Annotated in this window: 24 protein-coding genes and 1 pseudogene; 16 read left to right on the top strand and 9 right to left on the bottom strand. The window is 68.9% G+C overall.

The annotated features are described in order from the left end of the window. The 3 genes and pseudogenes from V7787_RS45165 to def all read right to left on the bottom strand — a co-directional run. Positions 1–377 (bottom strand): annotated as a pseudogene (locus V7787_RS45165) (hypothetical protein); the annotation flags it as partial. Position 378: 1 nt separating this feature from the next. Further along, positions 379–1,302, bottom strand: coding sequence for a methionyl-tRNA formyltransferase (gene fmt / locus V7787_RS45160; protein ID WP_336094225.1), 924 nt, complete (start codon positions 1,300–1,302; stop codon positions 379–381). Positions 1,303–1,469: 167 nt separating this feature from the next. Next, positions 1,470–1,982: a peptide deformylase gene (gene def, locus V7787_RS45155; protein ID WP_336094224.1), complete on the bottom strand. Its 513-nt coding sequence runs from the start codon at positions 1,980–1,982 to the stop codon at positions 1,470–1,472. Between the two features lie 151 nt (positions 1,983–2,133). Here def and V7787_RS45150 point away from each other — a divergent pair, with 151 nt between their 5' ends. The 12 genes from V7787_RS45150 (at position 2,134) to V7787_RS45095 (ending at position 15,298) form a co-directional block, all read left to right on the top strand. After that, on the top strand, positions 2,134–3,297 hold the full coding sequence (locus V7787_RS45150; protein ID WP_336094223.1) for a LysM peptidoglycan-binding domain-containing protein: 1,164 nt from the start codon (positions 2,134–2,136) through the stop codon (positions 3,295–3,297). Between the two features lie 86 nt (positions 3,298–3,383). Next, complete coding sequence (gene dprA / locus V7787_RS45145) at positions 3,384–4,598, top strand: DNA-processing protein DprA (protein WP_336094222.1); 1,215 nt, start codon at positions 3,384–3,386, stop codon at positions 4,596–4,598. Between the two features lie 89 nt (positions 4,599–4,687). After that, positions 4,688–5,176, top strand: coding sequence for a DUF494 family protein (locus tag V7787_RS45140; protein WP_336094221.1), 489 nt, complete (start codon positions 4,688–4,690; stop codon positions 5,174–5,176). Positions 5,177–5,511: 335 nt separating this feature from the next. Continuing rightward, the gene (locus tag V7787_RS45135; protein ID WP_336094220.1) at positions 5,512–6,303 is read left to right on the top strand and encodes a pilin; all 792 of its coding nucleotides are present in this window, start codon (positions 5,512–5,514) and stop codon (positions 6,301–6,303) included. 192 nt (positions 6,304–6,495) lie between these two features. Further along, the gene (locus V7787_RS45130) at positions 6,496–7,572 is read left to right on the top strand and encodes an RDD family protein (protein ID WP_336094218.1); all 1,077 of its coding nucleotides are present in this window, start codon (positions 6,496–6,498) and stop codon (positions 7,570–7,572) included. 286 nt (positions 7,573–7,858) lie between these two features. Then, a complete protein-coding gene (locus tag V7787_RS45125; protein ID WP_336094216.1) occupies positions 7,859–10,393 on the top strand; it encodes a DNA topoisomerase I in 2,535 nt (844 codons plus the stop codon). Between the two features lie 532 nt (positions 10,394–10,925). Further along, positions 10,926–11,918, top strand: a complete 993-nt coding sequence (locus tag V7787_RS45120) for a lytic polysaccharide monooxygenase (protein ID WP_336094215.1) — start codon at positions 10,926–10,928, stop codon at positions 11,916–11,918. Between the two features lie 128 nt (positions 11,919–12,046). Further along, a complete protein-coding gene (locus V7787_RS45115) occupies positions 12,047–12,607 on the top strand; it encodes a Sua5/YciO/YrdC/YwlC family protein (RefSeq protein ID WP_336094227.1) in 561 nt (186 codons plus the stop codon). Positions 12,608–12,668: 61 nt separating this feature from the next. Then, entirely contained in the window at positions 12,669–13,103 is a 435-nt protein-coding gene (locus V7787_RS45110; protein ID WP_336094214.1) for an EamA family transporter, read from the top strand. Positions 13,104–13,170: 67 nt separating this feature from the next. Next, positions 13,171–13,932, top strand: coding sequence for a DUF4124 domain-containing protein (locus V7787_RS45105; protein ID WP_336094213.1), 762 nt, complete (start codon positions 13,171–13,173; stop codon positions 13,930–13,932). After that, on the top strand, positions 13,932–14,636 hold the full coding sequence (locus V7787_RS45100; RefSeq protein ID WP_336094212.1) for a DUF4124 domain-containing protein: 705 nt from the start codon (positions 13,932–13,934) through the stop codon (positions 14,634–14,636). The genes V7787_RS45105 and V7787_RS45100 overlap by 1 nt, the downstream gene beginning before the upstream one ends. Before the next feature lie 80 nt (positions 14,637–14,716). Continuing rightward, positions 14,717–15,298 (top strand): hypothetical protein, encoded by a 582-nt coding sequence (locus V7787_RS45095; protein ID WP_336094211.1) that lies wholly within the window; start codon positions 14,717–14,719, stop codon positions 15,296–15,298. Here V7787_RS45095 and V7787_RS45090 read toward each other — a convergent pair. Continuing rightward, a complete protein-coding gene (locus V7787_RS45090) occupies positions 15,286–16,062 on the bottom strand; it encodes an SDR family oxidoreductase (RefSeq protein ID WP_336094210.1) in 777 nt (258 codons plus the stop codon). The two genes, V7787_RS45095 and V7787_RS45090, sit on opposite strands and share 13 nt — an antisense overlap. A 94-nt stretch (positions 16,063–16,156) precedes the next feature. Here V7787_RS45090 and V7787_RS45085 point away from each other — a divergent pair, with 94 nt between their 5' ends. Continuing rightward, positions 16,157–16,387 (top strand): hypothetical protein, encoded by a 231-nt coding sequence (locus tag V7787_RS45085; RefSeq protein ID WP_336094209.1) that lies wholly within the window; start codon positions 16,157–16,159, stop codon positions 16,385–16,387. 185 nt (positions 16,388–16,572) lie between these two features. Here V7787_RS45085 and sppA read toward each other — a convergent pair whose 3' ends face one another. Next, positions 16,573–18,459, bottom strand: a complete 1,887-nt coding sequence (gene sppA, locus V7787_RS45080; RefSeq protein WP_336094208.1) for a signal peptide peptidase SppA — start codon at positions 18,457–18,459, stop codon at positions 16,573–16,575. 169 nt (positions 18,460–18,628) lie between these two features. After that, positions 18,629–20,050: an MATE family efflux transporter gene (locus V7787_RS45075; RefSeq protein WP_336094207.1), complete on the bottom strand. Its 1,422-nt coding sequence runs from the start codon at positions 20,048–20,050 to the stop codon at positions 18,629–18,631. Positions 20,051–20,173: 123 nt separating this feature from the next. Between V7787_RS45075 and V7787_RS45070 the strand changes: the two genes are divergently transcribed. Further along, positions 20,174–21,676, top strand: coding sequence for a DUF3667 domain-containing protein (locus V7787_RS45070; protein ID WP_336094206.1), 1,503 nt, complete (start codon positions 20,174–20,176; stop codon positions 21,674–21,676). Continuing rightward, the gene (locus tag V7787_RS45065) at positions 21,673–21,993 is read left to right on the top strand and encodes a DUF4286 family protein (RefSeq protein ID WP_336094205.1); all 321 of its coding nucleotides are present in this window, start codon (positions 21,673–21,675) and stop codon (positions 21,991–21,993) included. The genes V7787_RS45070 and V7787_RS45065 overlap by 4 nt, the downstream gene beginning before the upstream one ends. Here the strand turns inward: V7787_RS45065 and V7787_RS45060 are convergent. From V7787_RS45060 to V7787_RS45050, 3 genes are all read right to left on the bottom strand, one after another. After that, positions 21,990–22,304, bottom strand: a complete 315-nt coding sequence (locus V7787_RS45060) for an antibiotic biosynthesis monooxygenase family protein (RefSeq protein ID WP_336094203.1) — start codon at positions 22,302–22,304, stop codon at positions 21,990–21,992. The two genes, V7787_RS45065 and V7787_RS45060, sit on opposite strands and share 4 nt — an antisense overlap. Positions 22,305–22,402: 98 nt before the next feature. Then, positions 22,403–23,035 carry a DUF3106 domain-containing protein gene (locus V7787_RS45055; RefSeq protein WP_336094202.1) on the bottom strand — a complete coding sequence of 211 codons (633 nt, stop codon included), beginning with the start codon at positions 23,033–23,035 and terminating at the stop codon, positions 22,403–22,405. Then, positions 23,035–24,057, bottom strand: a complete 1,023-nt coding sequence (locus V7787_RS45050) for a hypothetical protein (RefSeq protein WP_336094201.1) — start codon at positions 24,055–24,057, stop codon at positions 23,035–23,037. Before V7787_RS45050 ends, V7787_RS45055 begins: the two co-directional genes overlap by 1 nt. Positions 24,058–24,500: 443 nt before the next feature. Between V7787_RS45050 and V7787_RS45045 the strand changes: the two genes are divergently transcribed. Beyond that, a complete protein-coding gene (locus V7787_RS45045; RefSeq protein WP_336094200.1) occupies positions 24,501–26,762 on the top strand; it encodes a primosomal protein N' in 2,262 nt (753 codons plus the stop codon). Positions 26,763–26,798: the final 36 nt, after the last annotated feature.

Below are 26,798 nucleotides of genomic sequence, written 5' to 3'. Positions count from 1 at the left end.
GCATCGCCGGCCGTGTCGGTGCGCTCGTCGTCGCCACGACGTTGCGCGGCGCGGCGCTCGGACCTGCGCTTTTCGAAGTCGCGCTTGGCCAATTCCAATCGGTTCGAAACGCCTTTGGTCCGCGCCGGCTTGGCGCGCGCGGGACGCGCGGATGCGTTGGCGGCAGGACGCGAGCCGGACGGCTTGGACTCGCCGGACTTCGCATCGCTGCGTTTGGACGCGGAACGTTGCGAAGCATCCGGTTTCGCCGCGCCCTGGCTCGCGGCCTTGCCCGCGCGCGCGCCGTCAAGCGAGCCCAGATCGCGCACACGACCACGCGCCGGCCTCGCTTCGCCGTCGCGCGGCGGGCCTTGCGGCGGGCGCTTGCCTTCGCTCATGTCAGCGCGCCGCCGCGAGATCGCGGCGGCCGTTCAAGTAATCGGCGGCGGTGATCGCCTTGCCGCCTTCGCGTTGCAACACGCGGATGCGCAGCGCGCCTTCGCCGCACGCGATATCGATGCCTTCGCGGCCGGCCGCCAGCACCGTGCCCGCTTCGGCGCCGTGCGCCAGCGGCAGCGCGATCGCGCCGTGCACGCGTACGCGCTCGCCGGCGATCAAGGCATCGGCCATCGGCCACGGGTTGAACGCGCGCACCTTGTTGGCCAGCGCCGTCGCCGGCTGGGTCCAGTCCAGGCGCGCTTCGGCCTTGTCGAGCTTGTGCGCGTAGGTCACGCCTTCCTCCGGCTGAATCCACGGCTGCAGACGCAAGTCCGCGCGCAGCAAACCCAGACCGTCGTTGAGCACCTGCGCGCCGATCTCGGCCAGACGGTCGTGCAGCTGACCGCCGGTTTCGTTGTCGCCGATCTCGGTGGTGTGGGCCAGCAGCACCGGGCCGGTGTCCAGGCCCTTTTCCATCTGCATCAGGCACACCCCGGTCTCGCGGTCGCCGGCTTGGATCGCGCGCTGGATCGGCGCGGCGCCGCGCCAGCGCGGCAGCAGCGAGGCATGCAGGTTCCAGCAACCGTAGGTCGGAATGTCCAACACCGATTGCGGCAGGATCAGCCCGTAGGCGACCACGATCAGCAGATCCGGCTGCAACGCGCGCAGCGCTTCGCGCGAGACCGCGGCCTTGAAGTTTTCCGGCTGCAGTACCGGAATGCCGCGCAACAAGGCTTCGCGCTTGACCGGCGAGATCGACAACTCGCGGCCGCGCCCGGCCGGACGGTCGGGCTGGGTGTAAACGGCGACGACCTCGCCTTTCTGCGTGGCCGCGCGCAGGGCGGGAACGGCGAAGTCGGGAGTACCGGCGAAGACAAGGCGCATCGGATTCGGGAGTCGTAAGAGGAAATGGGTAATCGGCGCGCGTCGCCGCGCCTGCGGCCGAGGCCGCGCGTTGCCGAGCGCAGAAACGACAATCGGGAGCCGGACATCGGCGCGCGGCAACAACCCGCCGCGCCGATACCCTACTCCCGATGCCCGGTTGCCGGCGTTTACGCCGACTGACGGCGCTGCTTGGCCAACTTCTTGCGCACCATCTCGCGCTTGAGCGGCGAGAGGTAGTCGACGAACAGCTTGCCTTCCAGGTGATCCATCTCGTGCTGGATGCACACCGCCAACAGACCGTCGGCATCCAGCTCGAAGGCCTGGCCGTCGCGGCCGATGGCCTTGACGGTGATGGAGTTGGCGCGGGTCACGTCGGCGAAGATGCCGGGCACCGACAAGCAGCCTTCCTGGTACACCTGCTCGCCGTCGCGGGCGGTGATTTCAGGATTGATGAACACCAGCGGCTGGTTTTTTTCTTCCGAGATGTCGATCACCATGAAGCGCTGATGCACATCGACCTGGCTCGCGGCCAGCCCGATGCCGGGGCACTCGTACATGGTCTCGAACATATCGTCGAGCAGGCGCTGGAAGTCCGGTTGGGTCACGCGCGCGGGATCCACCGTCGCCGCTTTGGTGCGCAGACGGGGGTCGGGAAACTCAAGAATCGGCAAGAGGGCCATAGGGCACCAAAAATGGGGGCGTGGGTCACATACGCAAGCTTTGGTTGCATTGTACCCCCGTTATAGGCTGCAAAGGCCTGCTAGTGTTCGCACCTTCTGGGCTATAGTCCGGGTGCCCGCAGAGGGCAAACCTGGAAGGGGAATCAGGTAGATGGCCGCCATGTTTAATCCGATCCGCGCGGTTTGCGCCGCTGCGTTGCTGACTGTTGCCACCTACGCCATCGCGGCGGAGATGCGTGGCGACCACCCCGACACCTACACGGTGAAGCGGGGCGACACCCTGTGGGACATTTCGGCCCGCTTCCTCAAGAAGCCGTGGCTGTGGCCGGAAATCTGGCAGGCCAACCCGCAGATCAAGAACCCGCATCTCATCTATCCGGGCGACGTGATCTCGCTGGCCTATCTGGATCGCGTCGCCGCGGCCCAGGTCCAGCCGGGCCCGCGCCAGGAAGCGCCGATCAGCGGCGTGCCGCTGGCCGAGATCGAGCCGTTCCTGAAGAACCTGCGCGTGGTCGACCAGTTCGAACAGCTGCCCTACGTGGTCGGCCTGGAAGAAGACCGCCTGCGGGTCACCCAGGGCCAGGTCGCCTACATCAAGGGCCTGCCGGAGCAGAGCCCGGGCACCCGTTACGCGGTGGTCCGTCCGACCCAGCGCTACACCCGCCTGGACCGCAAGGCCTGCTGCGACATCATGCGCGCCGCCGATCTGGACTACCGCGGCAAGCGCACGGTCGATTTCGAAGCGATCTGGACCGACGTGGTGGTTCCGGACAAGGGCCGCGAACTGCTCGGCTATGAGCTGATGCAGGTCTCCACCGGCACCCTCAGCCGCGGCGCGGTCGGCGGCATGCAGGCCTCGACCCTGGTCGTGGACGACACCGGCCGCGAAATCCGCGTCGGCGATCGCCTGATCCCGGTCGAAGCCCAGCCCTACGATCTGCAGTTCTTCCCGCATCCGCCCAAGGCCCAGTTCGACTACGGTCGCGCCCAGGTCATGGCGGTGGCCGATCTGATCAGGAACGGCGGCCCGCGCGACGTGATCGCGCTGTCGGTCGGCGCCCGCGACGGCATCGACAACGGCACCGTGTTCTCGACCTGGCGCGTCGGCACCCGCGTGCCGGACCGGGTCAAGGTCGGTCCGGACCGCGCCGAAGACCTGTTCGGCAAGAACTCGCGCGTGCGTCTGCCCGACGAGTTCTCCGGCCACGCGATGGTGTTCCGCACCTTCGACAAGGTCAGCTACGCCCTGATCATGGACGCGGTGCGTCCGACCAAGGTCGGCTACGAGCTCAAGCATCCCGACTCGCCGTACTGAGTCGGCGGAAACCCCGCGGGGTTTTCCTACAGCATCACGCGACGGCGCCTGCGGGCGCCGTCGTCGTTTGCGGACTAGCCTGAGTCATGACTCGCGCGAACCTCCGCTCCGATCCCTTGCCGCTGCTGCGCCTGCTCGCCGCCGGCGGTTCCAGCGCTGTGCGCCGGGCCCTGCTGGAACGGCACGGCGATGCCGCCGCCGCGCTGGCGGCCGGTGCCTCGGCCTGGGCCGCGGCGGGGCTGTCGCCGCGGCAAATCGCCCGTTTGCGGGCGCCGCCCGATCGCGCCGCCTGGGCGGCGATGGGTTGGCCGGCCGACACCCACCAGCGCCTGATCGCCTGGCTCGACCACCCCGATCACCACCTGATCGAATGGGCCAGCCCCGATTACCCGACCTTGCTGCGGCGCGCGCCCAACCCGCCGCTGGCCTTGTTCGTAGCCGGCGAACCCGGGTTGCTGTGGCATCCGGCGGTGGCGGTGGTCGGCAGCCGTTCGCCGACCGCGGGCGGACGCGACAACGCCGCCGAGTTCGCCCGCGCATTCGTCCGCGCCGGCCTGGCCGTGGCCAGTGGGCTCGCTGCCGGCATCGATGCCGCCGCGCATCAGGCGGCCTTGGACGGCGGCGGTCTGACCGTGGCGGCGCTCGGCACCGGCCCGGATCTGGCCTATCCGCGCCGCCATGGCGCATTGCTCGAACGCATCGCCGCGCACGGCGCGGTGGTCAGCGAATACCCGCCCGGCACCGCCGCGCGCGCCGAACACTTCCCCAGCCGCAACCGGATCCTGGCCGGCCTGAGCCTGGGCAGCCTGGTGATCGAGGCGGCCGAACGCTCCGGCGCCTTGATCACCGCGCGCCTGTCGGCCGAATGCGGCCGCGAGGTGTTCGCCGTGCCCGGCTCGATCCACAACCCGCTGGCGCGCGGCTGCCACCGGCTGATCCGCGACGGTGCCGGGCTGGTCGAAACCGCCGAAGAAGTGGTCGCTGCGCTGGCGCCGGTCGCCGCCGAACTGGCCGACGGCTTGCGTCGGCGCCTGCACGCCCCCATTAAGCCTGGCCACGCGGCGGTCACAGACGGCGATCAGGATGGTTCCAGACCCGTCTCAGGAGCCCTGGAGCCACCCGACTCCGCCGATCCGGACTACCAGTCCTTGTGGAACGCGCTGGGCCACGACCCCACCGGTATGGATCGACTCGTTGAACGTACTGGATTGACGACCGCGGAACTGTCCTCCATGCTGCTGGTCATGGAGCTTGAGGGTCGCGTCGCGGCGCAGCACGGCCGTTACATCCGTATCCGCTGAACTCGAATCGGTGCCCACCCACCGGCAGTTCACCCGGCCAATCAGCAACTCCTGACCCACCGCGCCGCATGCGGCGCAGGCCGAGGGAAATGAAAGAGAGCATCCTGGACGTCCTGCTGTACCTGTTCGAGCATTACTTCACCGACGATGCGGACCTGGTCCGCGACCGCGATTCGCTCCGCAGCGGCCCCCTGTTCGACGAATTGGGCCAGGCCGGTTTCAGCCCCGCCGAAATCAACAAAGCCATCGAATGGCTGGACGCGCTGGCCCAGCAACGGCCCAGCGTCAGCCAACCGCGCGCGGGCGGCCCGACCCGGATCTACTTCGGCCCGGAACTCGACAAGCTCGATGTCGAATGCCGCGGCTTCCTGCTGTTCCTGGAACAACACGGCATCCTCGACGCCGATCAGCGCGAACTCGTGCTCGATCGGGCGATGGCGCTGGACCAGGAAGAGCTGGACCTGGACGACCTCAAATGGGTCGTGCTGATGGTGCTGTTCAATCAGCCCGGCTCCGAAGCGGCGTACGCCTGGATGGAAACCCAGATGTTCGCCGACGAGCCCGAACCGGTGCACTGACGCCGGTCGCGGTCTTCGGGCCGGCTTCCGGCCCCCACAGCGCGCGCCCGCCGCGCGCTGCTCGAGCGCTTCGCCAGTCTCGCCTGGCGCTCCCATCCGTCGCGCAATCCACGCCGTCCATTCCCGGCGCCTGGCGTTTTGTGCGCTCCGTGCTAGTTTCATGCCTCGCGCGCAGGGCGCAGGGCGCTTTCGCGTACCGAAATCCGCCGCAATGCGCAGCCAAAGGCTGTCGCGGCAGCGATAGTTCGGCTTAAGGGGCGGCCGACCGAGTCGGCTCTCGGCCTCGATTCGCAGACTGGTTTTACAGGGAAGATCGCAAGATCACGGGGGAACGCATGACCAACTGGTACTACCACGACCCGGCCCAGGGCCGCGTCGGACCGATCGACGCCGACGCCATCCGCGGCCATTTCCGTGCCGGCCGGATCGGCCGCGACACCCTGCTGTGGCGCGAAGGCCTGCGCGAATGGCAGCCGCTGGAACGCTTGTCGGCGGAACTGGAACTCGACCAGGACCTGCTGTCGCCGCCCCCGCTGCCGGCCGCGCCGCCGCCGCTGCCCGCCGCGCCGGACTACCGCACCGACACCAGCGCGCCCGAACACGCCCAATCCCACGCCCAGCGCAGCGTCAGCCCGGCCGATTACGCGCCCGCCCACGTCGCCCGCCGGCAGCCCGCGGCGGCGCCCAAGCGCGGCCTGTCGGGCTGCATGATCGCGCTGATCGTGCTGGCCGTGGTCGCCATCCCGGTGCTGGGGATCCTCGCCGCGATCGCGCTGCCGGCGTATCAGGACTACACCTACCGGGCCAAGATCGCCGGCGCGGTGGCCAGCGCCGGCCAGTACAAGACCCAGGTCGCCGAGCACGTGATGCAGAGCCAGGAGTGCCCGACCAACCAATCGCCCGGCTTCCGCCCGGCGCCGGACTACGCCAGCGCGCAAATCGCTTCGGTCGAGTTCGGCCGGTTCGAAAGCGGCGAGTGCGGCATCCAGATCGAGCTGCGCGGCTTCAACAATCCGCGCGTGGACGGCAAGAAGATCTGGCAGTCCTACGATCCCAACGGCAGCCGCTGGACCTGCACGTCGGAGATCGACAAGCCCGCGATCCTGCCGATCGACTGCCGCAGCTGACCATCGGCCGAAGGCGCGGACAACGCTCGACGCATGAGCCCGCCGCCGGGCGGGCTCGGCGCTGAGCCGCGCCCGCGCCGGCCCCACCGCCCAGCCGTCGCGGCGCAGACGGCATCGACACCGGCGCCGATGCCGTTCGCGGCGATGGCATCATGGCGCGTTTTCGACACCGATCGAGCCCGAGATTCCGCGATGGCCCAGTGGTACTACAGCGACAGCGAACGCAACCGGCACGGACCGCTGGAGGGCGCAGCGATGGTCGAACGCCACCGCAGCGGCGAGTTGTCCGCCGACACCCTGGTCTGGCGCGACGGCCTGAACCAGTGGCGGCCGTGGCGCGAATTGGCCGGCGAGCTGATCGCCGACAGCGGTTTCGCCGCGCCCGCTTCCAGCCCCGCCGCGCCCGACCCCGAAACCGCCGGCGCGCGCACCGCGGTCGCCATCGATGCGGCGATCGCCCAAGCCCAGGATCGCGCCGACCCGCGCGCCGCGCAGGCCAGTCCCGCCCAGACGCCCCTGCCGACGGACTACGCGGGCGTGGCAGCCGAGACCGCACCCGGCACCGCCTCGGTGCCTGCCGGCGCCGCACCAACCGCATCGGCGACCGCCGCCGGCACCGACTCGCCCTATACCGCGCCGCGCGCCGGCGTCGCCGAGGACAGCAACGTCGTCCACGGCTTCGAGGTGGTTCCGGGCGGCTTCTGGAAGCGAACAGCGGCGTACATGATCGATTCGACCCTGGTCACCTTCGCTTATTACGGCGTCAGCACCGCCCTGTTCGTCGGTGTGTTCGCGCTGGGCCTGTTCGGCGAAATGGGCAAGAGCCCGGACGCGTTCGGCTACCTGATGATCGGCGCGATCCCGTTGATCTACGGCGTGATCAGCGTGTGCTACTACGTCGGCTTCGAGTCCTCCTCGATGCAATGCACCCTGGGCAAGCTGGCGGTCGGGATCAAGGTCACCGACACCCAGGGCCGGCGCCTGACCCGCCTGCGCGCGCTCGGCCGCTGGACCGCCACCGTGCTGTCGTACCTGAGCCTGGGCGTGGGCTTCCTGCTGATCGCCTTCACCGACCGCAAGCGCGGCCTGCACGACATGGCCGCCGGTACCGAGGTGGTGGACCGTTGGGCCTACACTACCCGGCCGGAGATGCAGAGCCGCGCCCTGGGCCCGGTGGCCTGGGTGGTGCTGATCCTCGGTGGCTTGATTTGGCTGTTGGCGGTCGGCTTGGCCGCATTCGGCTTCTTCTCGGCGATGATGGCGCGCTGACCCGGGCGTCCACCGCCGTCACAGCGCGCTGAAACCTGAACAGGGCACACTCCGTCACGCGGCCTTCAAGCGTTTCGGTGCCACTTTAGGGATGTTTCCAGGAAGCCGAGCTTGACAGCCGCGGCCGCCTCATGATTCCACTAGAAAAAGGAAACCTGAACGCCCGCGGCCGAACGCTGCGGGCGTCGCCTTCTTAACCCCCGCCCCGCTGGGCCCCGGCCCGCGTGCCGCCCCAACCCGAGCAAGCAGTCGTGCAGCGCCCCGCCCCGGGCCCTGCGGAGTACCCATGGCCAAGAACCTCCTCATCGTCGAGTCGCCCGCCAAGGCCAAGACGATCAACAAGTACCTCGGTAAGGACTTCACCGTCCTGGCCTCCTACGGCCATGTCCGCGACCTGGTGCCGAAAGAGGGCGCGGTCGATCCCGACAACCACTTCGCGATGGACTATGCGGTCATCGAGAAGAACGAAAAGCACGTCGACGCCATCGCCAAGGCCGCCAAGAGCGCCGACAACCTGTTTCTGGCGACCGACCCGGACCGCGAAGGCGAGGCGATCAGCTGGCACATCGGCGAGATCCTGCGCGAGCGCGGCCTGCTGGAAGGCAAGCCGTTGCAGCGGGTGGTGTTCACCGAAATCACCCCGCGCGCGATCAAGGAAGCGATGAACCAGCCGCGCCAGATCGCCGCGCCCCTGGTCGATGCGCAGCAGGCGCGCCGCGCGCTCGATTATCTGGTCGGCTTCAACCTCTCGCCGGTGCTGTGGCGCAAGGTCCAGCGCGGCCTGTCCGCCGGCCGGGTGCAGTCGCCGGCGCTGCGCATGATCGTGGAGCGCGAGGAAGAGATCGAAGCCTTCATCGCCCGCGAGTACTGGACCGTCGAAGCCGAATGCGCGCATCCGCAGCAGGCCTTCACCGCCAAGCTCAACAAGCTCGACGGCAAGAAGTTCGAGCAGTTCACCATCACCGACGGCGACACCGCCGAGGCCGCGCGCAAGCGAATAGTGGCTGCCGCCAACGGCGCGCTGCACGTCACCGACGTCACCAGCAAGGAACGCAAGCGCCGTCCGGCGCCGCCGTTCACCACCTCGACCCTGCAGCAGGAAGCCTCGCGCAAGCTCGGCTTCACCACCTCGCGGACCATGCGCGTGGCGCAGAAGCTGTACGAAGGCGTGGCGCTGGGCGATGAGGGCACGGTCGGTCTGATCAGCTACATGCGTACCGACTCGGTGAGCCTGTCGCAGGAAGCGGTCGCCGAAATCCGCGACGTGATCGCCCGCGACTACGGCACCAAGGCGCTGCCGGACAAGCCCAACACCTACCAGACCAAGTCCAAGAACGCCCAGGAAGCGCACGAAGCGATCCGTCCGACCGCCGCGTTGCGCACGCCGGCGCAGATGTCGCGCTTCCTCGACGACGACGCGCGCCGCCTGTACGAGCTGATCTGGAAGCGCGCGGTCGCCTCGCAGATGGTGCCGGCCACGCTCAACACCGTCAGCGTCGATCTGGCCGCGGGTTCGGAACACAACTTCCGCGCCTCGGGCACGACCGTGATCGATCCGGGCTTCCTCGCCGTGTACGAGGAAGGCAAGGACGCCAAGGCCGCCGAGGACGAGGACGAAGGTCGCAAGCTGCCGCTGATGAAGACCGGCGACCGCATTCCGCTCGACAGCATCCACGCCGACCAGCACTTCACCGAGCCGCCGCCGCGGTTCTCCGAAGCCTCGCTGGTCAAGGCGCTGGAGGAATACGGCATCGGCCGTCCGTCCACCTACGCCTCGATCATCCAGACCCTGCTGTTCCGCAAGTACGTCGAACTCGACAGCCGCCGCTTCCGTCCGACCGACGTCGGCCGCGCGGTGTCCAAGTTCCTGTCCGGGCATTTCACCCAATACGTCGATTACGACTTCACCGCCAAGCTCGAAGACGAGCTGGACGCGGTCTCGCGCGGCGAAGAAGAGTGGGTGCCGCTGATGGAGCGGTTCTGGACGCCGTTCAAGCAACTGGTCGAAGAGAAGAAGGAATCGGTCGACCGCAGCGAGGCCACCGGCGCGCGCGAACTCGGCACCGATCCCAAGAGCGGCAAGCCGGTCAGCGTGCGTCTGGGCCGTTATGGGCCGTACGCGCAGATCGGCACCGCCGAGGATGAGGACAAGCCGACCTTCGCGTCGCTGCGTCCCGGCCAGAGCATGCACACGATTTCGCTCGAGGAATCGCTGGAACTGTTCAAGCTGCCGCGCAAGCTGGGCCTGGACAAGGATGAGGAAGTCAGCGTCGGCATCGGCCGTTTCGGCCCGTTCGCCAAGCGCGGCAGCGTGTACGCCTCGCTGAAGAAGGAAGACGACCCCTACACCATCGACCTGGCCCGCGCGGTGTTCCTGATCGAAGAGAAGGAAGAGATCGCGCGCAACCGGATCATCAAGGAATTCGACGGCAGCGACATCCAGGTGCTCAACGGCCGCTTCGGCCCGTACATCAGCGACGGCAAGCTCAACGGCCGCATTCCCAAGGATCGCGAACCCGCGTCGCTGACCCTGGAAGAAGTGGTCAAGCTGATGGAAGAAACCGGCAAGCCGATGCGCGGACGTTTCGGCAAGAAGGCCGCGGCCAAGAAAGAGCCGGCCAAGAAGGCGGCGAAGAAGGTCGCCAAGAAGGCCGCCGGCGACGGCGAGGTGGCGGTGAAGAAGACCGCTGCGAAGAAGGCGCCGGCCAAGAAAGCCGCGAAGAAAGTCGTGAAGAAGGCCGCGGCCGCATCGACGGCGACCAAGACGGTTGCGAAGAAGGCGGTCAAGAAAGTGGTGAAGAAAGCTGCCGCGAAGAAGTAACGCGCGCTCCGCCGCCGCTATCGCGGATGGCTGAAAAGTAAAAAGCGGGCGCTCGCAGGGCGCCCGCTTTTTCTTTGTTCGAAACTTGGCGTTGGCGCCGATGGCGGTGAAGCGTTCGTCGTAGTTGCAACAACGCGGTCGCGGCTCGCGCCGCTCCTACAAGGGCTTCGGATGCATCGGCCACTACCTGTAGGAGCGGCGCGAGCCGCGACCGCGCCACCACGACTGCGACGAAAGCCCCGCACTCCCGCAGCCGCCCAACAACGCCAGCGACACAACGCCGCAGCCGCACCGCCAAGCCGTGACGCCGCTTCCGTTTTCGCCGATCCGGGCCCGACCGCACGCCCGCGCATGTCCGCGCAGGCGACCGTTCGCACAGATTCGGTTTGAGACGGCCACTAGGATCGGCCGTGCATAAGGGCCGGCCCACTGGGACCGCGCCCATCGAGACGCGATACCAATCGCGCTAGCCGTCGCCATCGCGAAACCTGTTGGGGGGTGTAGTTCACCTATCCCATCGACAGGAGTCGCCATGAACCGTGCCCATCGTTTTTATCTGCTCTCCGCCGCCGTCGCCGTCTGCGCCGCCGCGCTGCCGACCTCTTCGGCCTTCGCCCACGGCACCTTCGTCAATCCGCAAAGCCGTATCTACAAGTGTTATCTGGGCAACAAGGAAAACCCGTCCGATCCGGCCTGCCGCGCTGCCTGGGCGGTCGCCGGCTCGCAGTTGTTTTACGACTGGAACGGCATCAACCAGGCCAACGCCAACAGCAACCACCAGGCGGTGGTGCCCGACGGCAAGCTGTGCAGCGGCAACAACCCCACCTTCCGCGGCCTGGACGTGATCCGCAGCGATTGGCAGACCAGCAACGTGCGCTCGGGTTCCAGCTACACCTTCACCTTCTACGCCACCGCGCCGCACGCGACCAAGGACTGGACCTTCTACGTGACTCCGCAGGGCTGGAACCCGAACAGTTCCTTGCGCTGGGGCGACCTGCAGCAGTTCTGCAAGACCGGCAAGGTGCCGCTGTCGGCCGGCAACAACTACCACATCACCTGCACCCTGCCCAATCGCAGCGGCCGCCACGTGATCTACAACACCTGGCAGCGCTCGGACTCGACCGAGGCGTTCTACACCTGCATGGACGTCAACTTCACCAGTTCGGTCGCCGACGCCAAGTCGCCGTGGCGCGAGTCGGGCAATTTGAACGTGGTCAACGACTATCCGGCCGGCACCTCGGTGACCTTGCGCGTGTTCAACGCCGACGGCAGCGACGCGGAGAAGATCGAAACCGTGCTGCGCGCCGGCGAGACCTCGATGAACGTCTGGCCGCGCCGGGTCGCCGAACAGGTCAACGCGCGCGCCAAGTTCGCCCGCATCGGCGAGCAACTCGGCGCGCAGGTGCAGGCCCGCGACGGCGCCGCCAACCGGGTGTTCCTCAGCGGCAACCGCTCGTTCGCCTTCGATGTGCGGCTGCCCGAATCGGCCAAGCCGGCGGTGGATCACGCCCATCACGGCCACTGAAGACGGCGCATCGGCAGGCTCGCGGCCGGAACCGGCTTTAGCCCGGTTCCGGCCGCCGCCATCGCGGTGAACGCGGCGCCGCGGCGCACGTGCGACACTGCGCCACCGTCCCGATCGCCGCCCAGCGCATGCACGATCTGAGCCCCGAACTCGCCGCCGCCGCGCTCGCCCGCGGCGGCATCGTCGTGTACCCGACCGAAGCGGTCTGGGGCATCGGCTGCGATCCGTTCGACCAGGCCGCGGTGCTGCGGCTGTTGGCGATCAAGCAGCGCTCGGTCGACAAGGGCGTGATCCTGATCGCCGCGTCGCTGGAACAGCTCGATGAACTGATCGACTGGGACGCGCTCGCGCCCGAACGTCGCCAGGCCGTGCGCGACAGCTGGCCCGGTCCGAACACCTGGGCGGTGCCCGCCACCGCCGCGGTGCCGGCCTGGATCAGCGGCCAACACCGCAGCGTCGCGGTGCGGGTCACCGCGCATCCGCAGGCGCGCGCGCTGTGCGATGCCCACGGCGGTCCGATCGTCTCCACCAGCGCCAACCTCACCGGCCAGCCGCCGGCGTTCCAGCGCGGTCAGCTCGACCGCGCCCTGCTCGCCCTGGTCGACGGCGTGTGCGCCGGCGAGACCGGCGGCCTGACCGCGCCGACTCCGATCCGGGTGGCGGCGACCGGCGAAGTCCTGCGCGCCTAAGACGACATCCGCGCCGCCCGGCGGCGCTATGCTCGGCGCAACGCGACCGCGGAGCTTCGTCATGAGCGCAATGCCGGCCTGGGCGGTCTGGGCCTTGTTGTCGGCGGTGTTCGCCGCCCTGACCGCGGTGCTGGCCAAGCTCGGCGTGCAGGGCGTGAGCGCCGACTACGCCACCCTGGTGCGGACCTTGGTGATCGTCGCGGTGCTGGCCTTGCTGGTGCCGCTGAGCGGGCAATGGGTCGACCCGCGCACCCTGCCCGCGCGCTCGTTGCTGTTCCTGGTGCTGTCGGGCCTGGCCACCGGCGCCTCGTGGCTGTGCTACTACCGCGCGCTCAAGCTCGGCGAGGTGGCGCAGGTGGTGCCGGTGGACAAGCTCAGCGTGGTGCTGGCGGCGCTGTTCGCGGTGCTGTTGCTGGGCGAACGGCCGAGCCCGCGCGAATGGCTGGGGCTGCTGATGGTCGGCGGCGGGGTGCTGGTTCTGGTCTGGCGCCGCTGACACCCGTCATCCCTCCGCTGCCCGGATTCGACTTTCCCCTAACGCCGGGCAGGCGCAAGATGCGTGCATGAACCGTGCCCGCTCCCGCCGCAATCGCCTGGTCCCGGCCGCGCTGGCCGGCCTGCTGCTGAGCGGCAGCGCGCAGGCCGCCGACGTGCTGATCTACCGCTGCACCGACGAGCGCGGCCAACTGAGCCTGCGCGACACGCCGTGCGCGCACGGCCAGCAGCAACAGACGGTGACCATGACCCGCCCGGTCGATCCGCCGCCGCGCCCCGCGCCAGCGGTGATCGCAGCGCCGCCGCCTGCGCCGGCGGTCGAGTCCAGACCGCGCACCTTGCTGGTGCGCACGCCGCAACCGCTGTACGACTGCGTGCGTCCCGACGGCAGCACGTACACCAGCAGCAACGGCGACGGCAATCCGCGGATGATGCCGATCGTCGACCTGGGCTACGGCATTCCGTATTACCCCGACCGCGGCACCAGCCTGGGCAACCGGATCGGCGCGCCGACGCCGCGGCTGGGCGATCCCAGCGCGCGCATCGCGGTGTCCGGCCGCCACGGCAACGTGCAATACGCCGCCACCGCGCGCTCGGGCGGTTACTATGCCGGCGGCTACGATTACGGCTACGGCGTGTACTACGGCAGCCAGCTGGTGCGCGACGAATGCCGGCAATTGCCGCAGCGGGAAGTGTGTTCGCGCTTGCGCGACCAACGCTATCAGGGCGACCGCCGCTACAACAGCGCGCTGCAAAGCGAGCGCGCCCAGATCACCCAGGAACAGCGCGTCATCGACGCGCAGTTGAACGACGATTGCGGAGCTTACTGATGCGCGTGTGCTTGCTGTCTGTGCTGTTGCTCGCGGCCACCGGCGCGCAGGCCCAAGGCAAGATCGTCATCTATCGCTGCACCGATCCGCTCGGTCAATTGACGGTGCAGAACAACACCCCGTGCCCGAAAGGCAGCCAGCAGGAAAAACGCGTGATCGAAGACGCGCCGGTGTCGTCCGCGCCGCCGACCTTCATCACCCAACCGGTCGCGCCGTACGCGCCGGCCAACGCACCGCCGCCGCATCCGCCGGTGTCCTCGCAGTTGCCGGTGGTGGCCACGCCGCCCAGCCGGACCGCGCCCAAGCCGGCGCCGACGCCCGCGCCCAAACCGGCCGCGCCGGCCATCGCCGACGCCGACCGGCTGCCGCCGCCGGTGTTGTTCGAATGCCGGATCTACGACGGCAGCCGCTACCTCAACGACGACGCCACTCCGCCGCAACGCTGCGCGCCGCTGCAAACCACCGGCCTGGGCAGCGTCGGCAGCGGCGCCGGCGTGGCCTGCCAGATGACCACCGACCAATGCCAGCGCATCGCCGATGAACACCTGTGCGAGAACTGGAAGCAACGCCTGCGCGAAGCGCAATCGGCGCTGCAGTTCGGCCGCGCCGACAGCCGCGACGCTTCGGCCGCGGAGGTCGCGCGGATTCAGCGGATCGTGGTGGAGAGCACCTGCGGCAAGCAGGCCGGCGCGCTCGGCGGCTGAGCGACAGTGCCCGCCGAACCGTTTGCCGGGCCCGTCATCGAAAGGCATAGTCCGCTGATCGCCGCCGCGGTCAGCGTGCAATGTCGCCTGCCACTCCCGCCGAAATCCGCCGCGCCCACCGGGTGTACTGGATCGAGTTGATCCTGGCCTGGGCCGGTTTGTGCGCGGGCATCATCTGGTCGACCGAATACGCCGAAACCTTTCAGTACGCGCGCGATGCCGCCTGGATTCAATGGGTTTGCTACGCATCGCTCGCGGTCTTGACCCTGGGCTGTTTCGCCGCGCTGCGCCGCTGGCAGCCGCGCATCGCGCCGCCGCACATGCGCGAAGGCTTGAATCTGCTGCTGACCATGTTGGTCGCGTTCTGCTTGTACGCGCTGATGGGCGTGGTGCCGATCAAGCTGCACCGGATGTCCGATCCCCAGCCATTGACCACGGTCGAATCGGTCGACCCGAGTTACTTCGGCTGGAGCCGCAACTGCAAGCACCGCGCCTGGATTCAGGGCGATACGCCTTTGCACGGGGTGCGTCTGTGCGTGCGCGATCTGTCGCTGTACGAGCAACTGGCGGCGAGCAAGCGGATCGAACTCACCGCGACGCGTTCGCGCTACGGCATCGCGATCCAGGATTTCCGCGCCGCGCCGGCCGCTCAGAACCCGTAACGCTGGAACCCGCCGTCCACCGCGATGCATTCGCCGGTGATGTAACCGGCCGCCGGCAAACACAGGAACGCTACCGCGGCGGCGACTTCCTCCGGCTCGCCGATGCGCCCGGCCGGCGTGCGCAGCAGCACTTCGTCCAGATAGTCCGGATCGGCCAGTTTGTCGGAGGTGCGGCGGGTGCGGATGTACCACGGCGCCACCGCGTTGACGCGGATGCCGTCTTCGGCCCATTCCACCGCCAGGTTGCGGGTCATCTGATGCATCGCCGCCTTGCTCATGCCGTAGGGCGAGCCGGTGCGCACGTGCAGATTGCCCGACACGCTGCCGACGTTGACGATGCTCGAAGCCGCGTGACGGGTCAGCAAGGCGTAGGCGTAGCGCGAGAGTTCGAAGGCCGAGAACAGGTTGATCTCGAAGATCTGCCGCCATTCGTCCTCGGTGTAGTCGGTGGTCGGCTTGCTGAGGTTGCCGCCGGCGTTGTTGACCAGGATGTGCAGGCCTTCGCCGAAGTCCTCGACCCAGTCCAGCAGTTCGCGGCGTTGCTCATCGTCGGCGACATCGGCGACGAAGCCTTGCACTTCGCGCTCGGGGAAGTCTTCGAGCAGTTCGGCCCGCGCCGATTCCAGCGCGGTCGCATCGCGCGCGGCCAGCAGCACGTCGGCGCCGAAGCCCAGCAGTTCGCGCGCGATCGCCCGGCCGATGCCGGCGCTGCCGCCGGTGACCAGCGCCAGCTGTCCGTCCAATCGCCAACGCTTGGGGTCCATGGGGTTCTCCGTGTGCTGTGACCGTGCCGTGGTTCGACGCGCGAGGCGCGCGACCGGCGTAGCATAACGGCCAGACCGTCCCGAGGATGCCGCGATGACCCGTTACCGGTTCGTATCCACCCTCCTCGCCTGCGCCGCGCTGAGCTGCGCGCTGGCTGCCTGCTCCAAGCCGCAGCCGCCGGAGAAGGAGCGGCCGGTGGAACCGCAGGCCACGCAGATGCGCGATGCGATCCAGCAGCCGTTGGAGAAGGCGAAGTCGGCGCAGGATACGGTCGATCAGGGGGCGCAGCAGACTCGGGATGCGATCGATGCGGCTGGGGGCTGAGCCCCGCGTAAGTATGTACAGCCCGTGCGCCCTCACCCCAACCCGCTCAGCCTTGCACACCCTTCGGGCGCCGCGAGCGGGAGAGGGAGCTGAAAGCACGCGCAGCCAACCAGGGATCTAAACGCGAACGGGCCGCGCGAGGCGGCCCGTTCGTCGTATCGGTTTGAAGCTGCGCTGCTGCGCGCTTACAGCTCGCAGAAGCAGTAAGCCAACGCCTTCACCGGCACGCCGCTGGTGGGCTTGATCGCGTTCTCGACGAAGCGCAGGTCCGATGCAGTCTGCGGCAGCGCCTTGACCAGCAAACCGCGGGCCAGATCCGAACGGCCCAGCAACGCGCTGGCGGTGCCGCTGGACGCGAAGCTGGCGAAGAAGCGCTCGAACGGGGTCGGCATCTTCTCGATGTAGCGCACGCGGTAGTCCTCGGCCTTGCCGAGCTTGGCCCGCACGGCGACGTCGTCGATCGCGTTCTGCAGGCTGCCCAGATCGTCGACCAGACCGCGTTCCTTGGCCTGCGCGCCGCTCCACACCCGGCCGCGCGCGACCGCGTCGACATCGGCCACCGGCTTCTTGCGCGCGGCGGCGACGCGACCGGTGAAGTCGGCGTAGCCCTTGTTGATGATGGTCTGGATCACCTGGCCGACTTCCGGCGCCAGCGGACGGGTGATGTCGAAGGAACCGGCGAAACGGGTGGTGCCCACGCCGTCGGTGTGCACGCCGATCTTCTCCAGCGCGCGCGGCACGGTCGGGATCATGCCGAAGATGCCGATCGAACCGGTGATGGTCGAGGGATCGGCGTAGATCTTGTCGGCGTTCATCGAGATCCAGTAACCGCCCGAAGCGGCCAGATCGCCCATCGACACCACCACCGGCTTGCCGGCGGCCTTCAGCGCGACCACCTCGCGGCGGATCTGTTCGGAAGCGAACACTTCGCCGCCGGGCGAATCCACCCGCAGCACCAGCGCCTTCACGTTCTCATCGTCGCGCGCCGCGCGCAGCAGCGCCGCGGTCGACACGCCGCCGATCGAACCGGGCGGCTGCTCGCCGCCGCTGATCTCGCCCTCGGCCACCACGATGGCGACCTGCGGGCGCTGATCGGCCGGATTGACCAGACGGTCGATGCCGGCGACATAAGCGTCCATGCCGATCTGGCGGAAACCGCCGTCGGCGTCTTCGTCGGCGACGCCGCGCTTGGTCAGCAGCTCGTCGACTTCCTCGCGGGTCTTGAGCCCGTCGACCAGTTTCAGGCCGAGCGCGTACTTGCCCACGTCGCCCTTGACCGCGTCCAGACGCGCCGGCAGTTCCTCGATCGAGGCGGCCAGGTCGGCGGCCTTGAGCTTGCGCGCCTTGGCTACGTCGTCGAGATAACGCGTCCACAGATCGTTCATCCAGAACAGATCGGCGGTCTTGGATTCTTCCGAAGCCGCGTCGAGGATGTACGGCTCGGCGGCGGACTTGAACTCGCCGACGCGGAACAGGTGGATGTCCACGCCGAGCTTGTCCTGCAGGCCTTCGCGGTAGTACTGGCGGTAACGGCCCAGGCCCTCGAGCATCATCGCGCCCATCGGGTCCAGATAGACCTCATTGGCCTGGGCGGCGATCAGGTACTGCTTCTGGTCCATGGTTTCGGCGAAGGCGATGACTTCCTTCTTGCTCGCGCGCACCCGCGCGACCGCCGCGGAGACTTCGCGCAGCGAAGCCATGCCCGCCGATTGCAGCTTGTCCAGGCGCAGCACGACCCGCTCGATGCGCTTGTCGTCCTTGGCCGCGTCCAGCGCGCGGACCACATCGCGCAGCTGCACTTCCGGGGTCTTGTCGCCGAGCGCGCGGTTGAGCGCGCGCGAGGCCGGATCGCTGCTGTACTGCTCGACCAGATTGCCTTCCGGCGCGATCACCAGGGTGGTGCGCTCCTGCAACGGCTTGACCCCGCCGCCGAAGAACAGCGCGATCAGGAAAAACAACAGGAAGCCGAAGAACAGCAGGTTGAAGGCCAACCGGCGGGTGAAGTTCATCGCGTCCCAGGCGCCGACGAAAAACCGGGCCATCGGCCCGCGACGCGCGGAGGTATCGTTCATTGGTGCAAGCTCCATGTATGCACGCCCAGACTAACCCGGCGCGGGGCGCGGTTTCACCCGCCATTCGTAACTGTGAAGCGTGGAGGTGAGACCGGGATTGGGGATCGGTAAAGGCAAGGGGGCCGGTTTTTTTCGCGAATCACAAACGCCGCCCTGCGCTTGGGGCGCCTCAAGTGCACCCGGTCTCGTGCGGATCGACCTCGTGCGGCGCCTCGGTGGCCATCCGCGCGGCCAGCCGGTCGGGCCGGCTGGAGCGGATGAAACGGCTGCACAGCAGCACCGCGGCCACGGTCAGACCGGCGATCAGGCCGATCCACATGCCCTTCGGGCCCCAGCCCAGGCCCAGGCCGAGCCCGGCGCCGACCGGCATGCCCACGCCCCAATAGGCCAGCGCGGCCAGCACCATCGGCACCCGGGTGTCCTTGAGCCCGCGCAGCGCGCCGGCCGACAGCACCTGAATGCCGTCGGGGAACTGGAACATCGCCGCGTACAACAGCAGCGACGCGGCCAGGGTCGCGACCGCCACGTCGGCGGTGTAGAAACTCACCAGCAGATCGGCCGCGGTCAGCAGCAACAGGCCCGACATCAGCTGGGTGCCGATCACGATCGCGTAACCGGCCATGCCGGCGCGGCGCACGCCCGCGTAATCGCCGCGGCCCAGGGCGTGGCCGACCCGCACCGTGGTCGCCTCGGCCAGCGCCATCGGCACCATGAAGCACAGCGCCGACAGGTTGATCGCGATCTGATGCGCCGAGGCCGGCACCTCGCCCAGGCGCCCGATCAGCAACGCGGTGACGATGAACAAGCTGCCCTCCATCAACACCGTCACCCCGATCGGCAAACCGGTGGCGAGCAAGCCGCGGATGGTCGGCCAATGCGGTTTGTCGAAACGCTCGAACAAGCGCAGATCGGCGAAGCGCCTGGCGCTGCGCAACACCAGGAAAAAGCCGATCGCCTGCACCCACAGCATCGCCGCCGAGGCGATGCCCAGGCCGCCGGCGCCCATTTCCGGCAAACCGAACTTGCCGAAGGTCAGCACGTAACCCAGCGGCAACAACACCAGCAAACCGCCGGCGCTCAGCAGCATGGTCGGCAAGGTCCAGTGCAGGCCCTCGGCGAGATAACGCATGCAGAAGAACAACGTCAGCGCCGGCACGCCCCAACGGATGCCGTGGAGGAATTCGCGCGCGCCGGGAATGATCTCCGGGGCGATGCCCATCGCGCCCAGCGTGTACGGAATCAAGGTCAGAAACGCAAACAAAAACACGCTCAGCAGCGCCGCCATCCACAGCGCCTGACGGAACAACGCGCCGATTTCGCCGCGGCGTCCGGCGCCTTCGAGCTGCGACACCGACGGCGGCACCGACAACAAGGTTCCGATCGGCACCATCATCGGCAGCCACCACAAGGCGGTGCCGATGGTCACCGAAGCCAGCGTGGTAGTGCTGTGGTGGCCGGCCAGGGTGTTGTCGACGAAGCCGATCAGGCCGGTGGACACGTGGCCGGCGACCAAGGGCGCTGCCAAAACGAGGGTAGTACGGATCTCCGCGGCCAGACCGGCGCGGGACACAGGGGAGGATGACGCGGACATGAGCAGGACCAACGGCACGACTGCGGCCGCGCATCCGGTCTAGGGCGCTGGCGCCGGGTCGCGGCGGACGGCTATCTTACCCGCTCGAAAGTGAAGGCCGGGGAGCCTCTTACTCGAACCACGATGAGCGAACCTTCTTCTTCAGGCGCCAGCCAGGCCGACGGTCATGCCGCCGGCAGCCAGCACGGCCTGACCCATTGCGAAAACTGCCGGGCCGAGCTGCACGGCCATTACTGCCACGCCTGCGGCCAATCGGTGATCAACCCGATCCGCCATGTCGGCCACGCGCTGGAGGAGGTGTTCGAATCGTTCTGGCACCTGGACGGGCGGATCTTCCGCACTTTGCGCGATCTGCTGTCGCCGGGGCTGACCGCCAAGAACTACATCGCCGGCCAGCGCGTGCGCTATGTCGCGCCGCTGCGCTTGTTCGTGATCGTTTCGGTGCTGACCTTCTTCGTCGCCCAGTTCGCCATCCACGTCGACGAAAACAACGCGTTCTTCGATATCGACAGCGTGCAGCAGAGCACGGTGCAATTGGGCAACACCAAAAAGCAGATCAAGCAGGCGCGCACGGTCGCCGAGGTCGAGGAACTGCGCGCGCGCACGGTCTCCGGATTGCAGGCCGCCGCCAAGCAAGTGCCGGCGCAGGCGCGCGACGCCATCGACAAATCGATCCAGGCGGTGAACCGCCAGGCCGACAAGCGCATCGAGGCGCTGCGGCTGGAACAAAAACTCGACGGCGCCCAGGTCGCCTCGCAGAAAGCGCAAGGCCAGCACGACGCGGCCGAGCCCGAACCCGGTTCGGTGCTGGAGGCCAAGAACCTGGGCGAGGTGGAAACCCTGCGCGACCTCAAGTTGGCGCCGCTGCGGGAAGAGCTGGCCAAACTGCCCAAGGGTTCCAGCGCGGCGATCGATCAAGGCAACCGCATCCGCCTGGTCAACGCCGAAGCCGGCTGCCGCGCCGCGCAGCTGCAAAGCGAGCACGCCAAGGCCAGCGAAGGTCCGGCCGTGCGCAAGGCCGACGCCGATCGCTACGGCGTGACCGACTGCGACGACGTCGGCGACCCGCTGTCGTTCAACGGCAAACCGTGGAACGCCAAGACCAATCCGCTGACCGTGACCTGGTGGCCGCAATTCGCCAACGACTGGCTCAACCGACAGGTCGGCCGCGGCGAAGCCAACTTCCAGCGCCTGTCCAAGGAGCCCTGGCGCTACGTCAGCGCCCTGCTCAGCGCGATTCCGAGCGCGCTGTTCCTGATGGTGCCGTTGTTCGCGCTGCTGCTGAAACTGGCCTATCTGGGCTCGGGCCGCGGCTATCTGGAGCATCTGGCGATCGCGCTGTACAGCCACGTTTACCTGTGCCTGTCGATCCTGGCGATCTTCGTGCTGATGCTGCTCAGTGCCGCCATCGCTCCGCACTGGAGCGCGTTCGGCTGGATCAGCGGCATCGGCATCGGCCTGTTGTGGGCGTGGATGCCGATCTATCTGCTGATCATGCAAAAGCGCGTGTACGGCAACGGCTGGCCGCTGACCCTGCTGCGCTACAGCGTGGTCGGTTCGCTGTATTTCATTCTGATGTCGGTGGCCGCGGTGTTCCTGGGCATCGCCGCGGTGGTGCGGATGTGAGCGGCGCCGGCTTGATCTACGAGGTCGACCTGGACCTGGACGCGGCCATCGCCGGCGAGTATCTGGACTGGCTGCGTGCGCACATCGCCGAGATTTGCGCATTGCCGGGCTTCATCGACGCCAGCCTGCAGCAGATCGACGAGCCGGCGCCCGCCGCCGGCCGGGTGGCCTTGTGCGTGCGCTACCGCTTGCGCGATCGCGCCGCCTTCGACGACTACCTGCGCGATCACGCGCCGCGCCTGCGCGCCGACGGCATCGCCCGTTTCGGCGGGCGCTTCAACGCCTCGCGCCGGGTGCTGCGCGAGCTGGAGCGCTAAGCGTCCGGCTTGCGCGCGGCGACCGCGGTCGTCGCGTAGTGGCGCATCTCTTCGATCGCGCCGATGTAACCGCGGATCGCGGCCAGAAACTCGGGAAATTCCGGGCCGCGGCGGAAGCCTTGCAGATGGCCCTCGGCGCTGTCCCATTCGATCCGCAGCAGATAACGCAGCGGTTCGTCGACGCAGCGCGACAGCTCGTAGCTCAGGCAATGCGGCGAGCGATCCAGCGCCTTCGCCGCGCGCGCATAGTCGCTTTCGAACGCCGCCGCCGTCTCCGGCGCCAACGCGTAACGGATGTATTCGACGATCATCTGCGCGCACCGGTGGAAGACTGCGCGGAATCTAGCAGGCCATGGCGAGCGCGGCGGCGGCATTGTGTACATCCGCCACCGCGATCACAGCGCCGCGCTCAATGCGACAGCGCGTCCTGCAACCACGCGCCGCGCTGCTCCGGCGCCGCGCCGAGCAGCCCCACCCGCAAGCGGTCGCGATCCTGCGGCTGGGTGCGTTGCACCAGCACCGCCAGGTCCTTGCGCTGGGCCGGCGTCAGCCCGCGCAAGGCGGCCAACATCGCCGCGTGTTGCTGCTCCGGCAATTGCGCCAGCAGCGGTTGCAGCGCCGGGTAATCGGCGCCGAGCGCGGGGCCTAGCAACCAGCCGCGTTGCTGGCTGCGGTCGATCGCGTCGAACTGCGCGCGCAAGGCCTGTTGTTGTTCGACCGGCAGCGCGGCGTAACGCGCCGCGGCGGCTTGCACTTGCGCGCGTTCCTCCGCGCTCAGCGCTTGCCAGGCCTGGTAGCGCTCGCGGCGTTCGCCGCGTTGGCCGGCGCTGAGCTCGCCCCATTGCGCGGCGCGTTGGCCGAAATCGCGGCGCTGCTCCTCGTTCCAGCCGTCCCAGCGCTGATTGTTGGCCTTGAGCCGGGTCTGGGCGGCGGGCGGCAGGCGCTCGAGCGTTTCGCTCAAGTCCGGCGGCAACGCCTGCGCCGGGGTCAGCGCGGCCAGGCCGAGCGCGACGGCGCATGCGGCGGTGTGCAGACGGCGCATCACTCGCCCTCCTGGGTGTCGGTTTCCAGGCCTTGGCCCGTGGGCGGGGCGGCGGCGGCCGGGGCGGTCTCCACCGGCACCGCCGGCGCTTCGGCCGGGATCGTGCCGGCGTCGCGCGCGGCCAGCCAGGCGCGGAACGCCAGATCGGCCGCGGCCGCCTCGCCGGCCGGGTCGGCCAGCAGTTCGAAATCGCGATGGGCGATCAGGCCCGACTCGCGGCTGTAGCGTTCGGCCGGCGCCGCCGCTTCGGGCAGGGCGCTGACGGTCACGCCGTCGGGGCCGTTCAACCAACGACCGACCATGCCGCCGCCGGACGGCCAGAACGTCGCCGCGAACGCCAGCGCGCACAGCACCAGCAGGCCCCACAACAGCGGCATCAGCCAGCGCGGGCGCGCCGGGCCGGCCACGCGCGCGGCGCCGGCCTTGGCGGCGCTGGCGGTGGTCGCCACGCCCAGCAATGCGGCTTCGCGCGCCTGGGCCAGACGCTGCAAGCGCTCCGGCGGCAGGGTCTTGATCCGGCGATGGACCTGTTCGCGCAATTGCTGCCAGGCCTGCGGGTCGGCGCGGCCGTCGGCATGCCGCGGCAACGCCCGTTGCAAGGCCAGCCGGTAGGTCGCCGGCGCCACTCCGAGCACGGCCGCGGCTTCGTTCTCGCCCAGGCCGGCGGCCAGACGCAGCAGCAAGGCCGCGCGCGGGCCGCTGCCGAGCTCGGCCAGCCGGTCGGTGACCTCCACCGCGATCGCCACCGGGGTGCGCTGGCGCAAACCCGGCTGGGTCAGCAACAGCGACCAGAACCGGGTCGGCCACTCGCTGAGCGCGGCATCGGCGGTCAGCGCACGGAAGCCGGCCATCGCCGAAGCCAGCGCGGCGTCGCCGGCGGCGGCATCGCCGGCCTGCAATTCGGCCAGCACCGCGCCGCGTCGTTCGACCCCGCGCAGGAACGCCGACAAGGCCGCCGGGGCGTTCGATCGGGGGTTGGAAGCGCCCGCGCCGGGCGGGCCAGAAGGGGGCGTGGAACTCATCGGAACGACTTCACCATACGGCGCATCATAGCGATGCGCGCGGCCTGCAAAACCGCTTGACAAACCGCCGATGCGCGTCAGCGCGAAGCAGGACGCGGCTTGCGGCCAAATCCGGTTGTGCACAGCAGTAACGGAACCGTCATCCGGCCTCAGTTTGTTGGCTCCACAGCCTTCATTACAGCCAGGTTTCACGACCAAAGCCTTGATACGCAAGGGATTCGGCCGATTGGCGATTTTTTCACCAACCTAACCCGAGGGCTTATTTCAACGCCCTCGCGCAGCACTGCCGACCCGCCATGCACAGATTTATCCACAGCCCGTGTGGATAAGGAAATTTTCCCTTCCCGTCCCGTTAGTTGCGTGACTTTCGTCAGATAAACGGAATAAATGGCCCGCAACTGCCCCCGGTGCGGTCGATCCGCCCCGCTCGCTAGACTGAGGCCATGCCCGACGCCCTTTTCCCCCCGCCGCAGACCGTTTGGCGGGTCGCCTTGCCGCTGCCCCTGCCGCGTTTGTTCGACTACCTGCCGCCGGCCGAAGCCGCCGAGCTCGCCGCGGCCGATCCGGTCGGCACGCGGGTGCGGGTGCCGTTCGGCCGGCGCGAGTTGGTCGGGGTGGTGGCCGAAGTCGGTCCGCCCGAATACGACACCGACCCGGCCGCGCTCAAGACCGCGCTGGCCCGGCTCGACCCGAACCCGCTGCTCGACGGCGAACTGCTGGCTTCGCTGCGCTGGCTGGCCCGCTACACCCACGCCCCGCTCGGCGAAGTGCTGGCGACCGCCCTGCCCGGCCCGCTGCGCCACGGCGAACCGCTGCCCGACACCCACGCCTGGGCCTGGCGGCTGAGCGAGGCCGGCGCGACCGCGCGCGAAGGCCTGCGCGCCGGCAAGCCGCGCCGGCTGGCCGACCTGCTGCACGAACACGGCACGCTCGAGGAAGACCGCCTCGACGACCTGCTGGAAGACTGGCGCGCCGCCGCCCGCACCCTGGCCAAACGCGATCAGGCCGAACGCGTCGCGGTCCCGGCGGTCCACCACGCCCCGGCGCCGCGTCCCGGCCCGGCGCTCAACGACGAACAACAGGGCGCGGTCGATGCGCTGCTGGCCGCGCAAGGCTTCACCGGTTTCCTGCTCGACGGCGTCACCGGCAGCGGCAAGACCGAGGTCTACCTGCACGCCATCGCCGACTGCCTGGCGCGCGGCAAGCAGGCGCTGGTGCTGGTGCCCGAAATCGGCCTGACCCCGCAGACCCTGGCGCGCTTCCGCGCCCGCCTGGGCGTGCCGGTGCACGCGCTGCACTCGGGCCTGAGCGACGGCGAACGCGCGCGCACCTGGGCCGCGTTCGCCCGCGGCGAAGCGCGGGTCGCGGTCGGCACCCGCTCGGCGGTGTTCCTGCCGCTGCGCGAGCCGGGCCTGATCGTCATCGACGAAGAACACGACGCCAGCTTCAAACAGCTCGACGGCATCCGCTACCACGCCCGCGACTTCGCCCTGGTCCGGGCCAAGGCCCTGGACGTGCCGGTGCTGCTGGGCAGCGCCACGCCGTCGCTGGAATCGCTGCGCAACGCCCAGGCCGGCCGCTACGGCCATCTGTTGCTCAAGCGCCGCGCCGGTCAGGCGCAGCCGCCGCGGGTGCGGGTGCTGGACGTGCGCAAGCGGCCGCTGCAGGCCGGGCTGTCGCCGGAACTGATCGAACGCATCCACGCCGAACTGCGCGCCGGCGGGCAAGTGCTGGTGTTCAAGAACCGGCGCGGCTACGCCCCGGTGCTGCTGTGCCACGACTGCGGCTGGACCGCGCACTGCCCGCGTTGCAGCACGCCGCTCAAGGGCACGCCGATGACCGTGCACGGCGGCGGCCGGCGCCTGCAATGCCACCACTGCGGCACCCGCCGGCCGGCGCCCGACGCCTGCCCGGACTGCGGCGGCCTGGCCTTGCAATCGCAGGGCGCCGGCACCGAGCGGATCGAGGAATCGCTGGCCGCGCGCTTCCCAGATTTCCCGGTGCTGCGCATCGACCGCGGCAGCACCCAGAAACGCGACGCGCTGGAAACCGCGCTGAAACAGTTCGGCACCGCGCCGGGCGTGTTGGTCGGCACGCAGATGCTCGCCAAGGGCCACGACTTGCCCAACCTGACCCTGGTCGCGGTGGTCGGCATCGACGAAGGCTTGTTCAGCGCCGACTTCCGCGCGCGCGAAAAACTCGCGCAGCTGCTGATCCAGGTCGCCGGCCGCGCCGGCCGCGCCGACAAGCCCGGCGAGGTGGTGTTGCAAACCCATCATCCCGACCACGAACTGCTGCACACCTTGCTGTCGGGCGGTTACGCCTCGTTCGCCGAAGTCGAACTGGCCCAGCGCGAAGCCGCCGGGTTTCCGCCGTATGCGCACATGGCCTTGATCCGCGCCGAAGCGCAGCAGATCGAAGCGGCCAATGCGTTTCTGGCCTTGGCCCGGCGCGAATTCCAGGACGCCGCCGCGCAACGCGCGCGCCAGGCCGGCGAAGCGCGCGCGACGCTGGAAGTCAACGGCCCGGTGCCGGCGCCGATGCCGCGCCGCGCCGGTTACCTGCGCGCGCAGTTGATCCTGTCGGCGCCGGAGCGGCGCGAGCTGCATGCGGCGCTGGACGCGGCGCTGCCGGCGATCTATGCCGCGCCGGAAGCGCGCAAGGTGCGCTGGTCGCTGGATGTGGATCCGGCGGATTTGTACTGAGGCCGCTTGCGCGGTTGCGTCGTGGTTGCGGTGTCG

This window comes from Pseudomonas sp. CGJS7 (assembly GCF_036961695.1).
The sequence above is the reverse complement of the archived record's forward strand: the minus strand, read 5'-3'. Positions and strand labels throughout refer to the sequence as shown.

Excerpts from the sequence above, each read along its gene's own strand:
- fmt (WP_336094225.1), bottom strand. The coding sequence starts at position 1,302 with ATGCGCCTTGTCTTCGCCGGTACTCCCGACTTCGCCGTTCCCGCCCTG.
- def (WP_336094224.1), bottom strand. The coding sequence starts at position 1,982 with ATGGCCCTCTTGCCGATTCTTGAGTTTCCCGACCCCCGTCTGCGCACC.
- V7787_RS45150 (WP_336094223.1), top strand. The coding sequence starts at position 2,134 with ATGGCCGCCATGTTTAATCCGATCCGCGCGGTTTGCGCCGCTGCGTTG.
- dprA (WP_336094222.1), top strand. The coding sequence starts at position 3,384 with ATGACTCGCGCGAACCTCCGCTCCGATCCCTTGCCGCTGCTGCGCCTG.
- V7787_RS45140 (WP_336094221.1), top strand. The coding sequence starts at position 4,688 with ATGAAAGAGAGCATCCTGGACGTCCTGCTGTACCTGTTCGAGCATTAC.
- V7787_RS45135 (WP_336094220.1), top strand. The coding sequence starts at position 5,512 with ATGACCAACTGGTACTACCACGACCCGGCCCAGGGCCGCGTCGGACCG.
- V7787_RS45130 (WP_336094218.1), top strand. The coding sequence starts at position 6,496 with ATGGCCCAGTGGTACTACAGCGACAGCGAACGCAACCGGCACGGACCG.
- V7787_RS45125 (WP_336094216.1), top strand. The coding sequence starts at position 7,859 with ATGGCCAAGAACCTCCTCATCGTCGAGTCGCCCGCCAAGGCCAAGACG.
- V7787_RS45120 (WP_336094215.1), top strand. The coding sequence starts at position 10,926 with ATGAACCGTGCCCATCGTTTTTATCTGCTCTCCGCCGCCGTCGCCGTC.
- V7787_RS45115 (WP_336094227.1), top strand. The coding sequence starts at position 12,047 with ATGCACGATCTGAGCCCCGAACTCGCCGCCGCCGCGCTCGCCCGCGGC.
- V7787_RS45110 (WP_336094214.1), top strand. The coding sequence starts at position 12,669 with ATGAGCGCAATGCCGGCCTGGGCGGTCTGGGCCTTGTTGTCGGCGGTG.
- V7787_RS45105 (WP_336094213.1), top strand. The coding sequence starts at position 13,171 with ATGAACCGTGCCCGCTCCCGCCGCAATCGCCTGGTCCCGGCCGCGCTG.
- V7787_RS45100 (WP_336094212.1), top strand. The coding sequence starts at position 13,932 with ATGCGCGTGTGCTTGCTGTCTGTGCTGTTGCTCGCGGCCACCGGCGCG.
- V7787_RS45095 (WP_336094211.1), top strand. The coding sequence starts at position 14,717 with ATGTCGCCTGCCACTCCCGCCGAAATCCGCCGCGCCCACCGGGTGTAC.
- V7787_RS45090 (WP_336094210.1), bottom strand. The coding sequence starts at position 16,062 with ATGGACCCCAAGCGTTGGCGATTGGACGGACAGCTGGCGCTGGTCACC.
- V7787_RS45085 (WP_336094209.1), top strand. The coding sequence starts at position 16,157 with ATGACCCGTTACCGGTTCGTATCCACCCTCCTCGCCTGCGCCGCGCTG.
- sppA (WP_336094208.1), bottom strand. The coding sequence starts at position 18,459 with ATGAACGATACCTCCGCGCGTCGCGGGCCGATGGCCCGGTTTTTCGTC.
- V7787_RS45075 (WP_336094207.1), bottom strand. The coding sequence starts at position 20,050 with ATGTCCGCGTCATCCTCCCCTGTGTCCCGCGCCGGTCTGGCCGCGGAG.
- V7787_RS45070 (WP_336094206.1), top strand. The coding sequence starts at position 20,174 with ATGAGCGAACCTTCTTCTTCAGGCGCCAGCCAGGCCGACGGTCATGCC.
- V7787_RS45060 (WP_336094203.1), bottom strand. The coding sequence starts at position 22,304 with ATGATCGTCGAATACATCCGTTACGCGTTGGCGCCGGAGACGGCGGCG.
- V7787_RS45055 (WP_336094202.1), bottom strand. The coding sequence starts at position 23,035 with ATGCGCCGTCTGCACACCGCCGCATGCGCCGTCGCGCTCGGCCTGGCC.
- V7787_RS45050 (WP_336094201.1), bottom strand. The coding sequence starts at position 24,057 with ATGAGTTCCACGCCCCCTTCTGGCCCGCCCGGCGCGGGCGCTTCCAAC.
- V7787_RS45045 (WP_336094200.1), top strand. The coding sequence starts at position 24,501 with ATGCCCGACGCCCTTTTCCCCCCGCCGCAGACCGTTTGGCGGGTCGCC.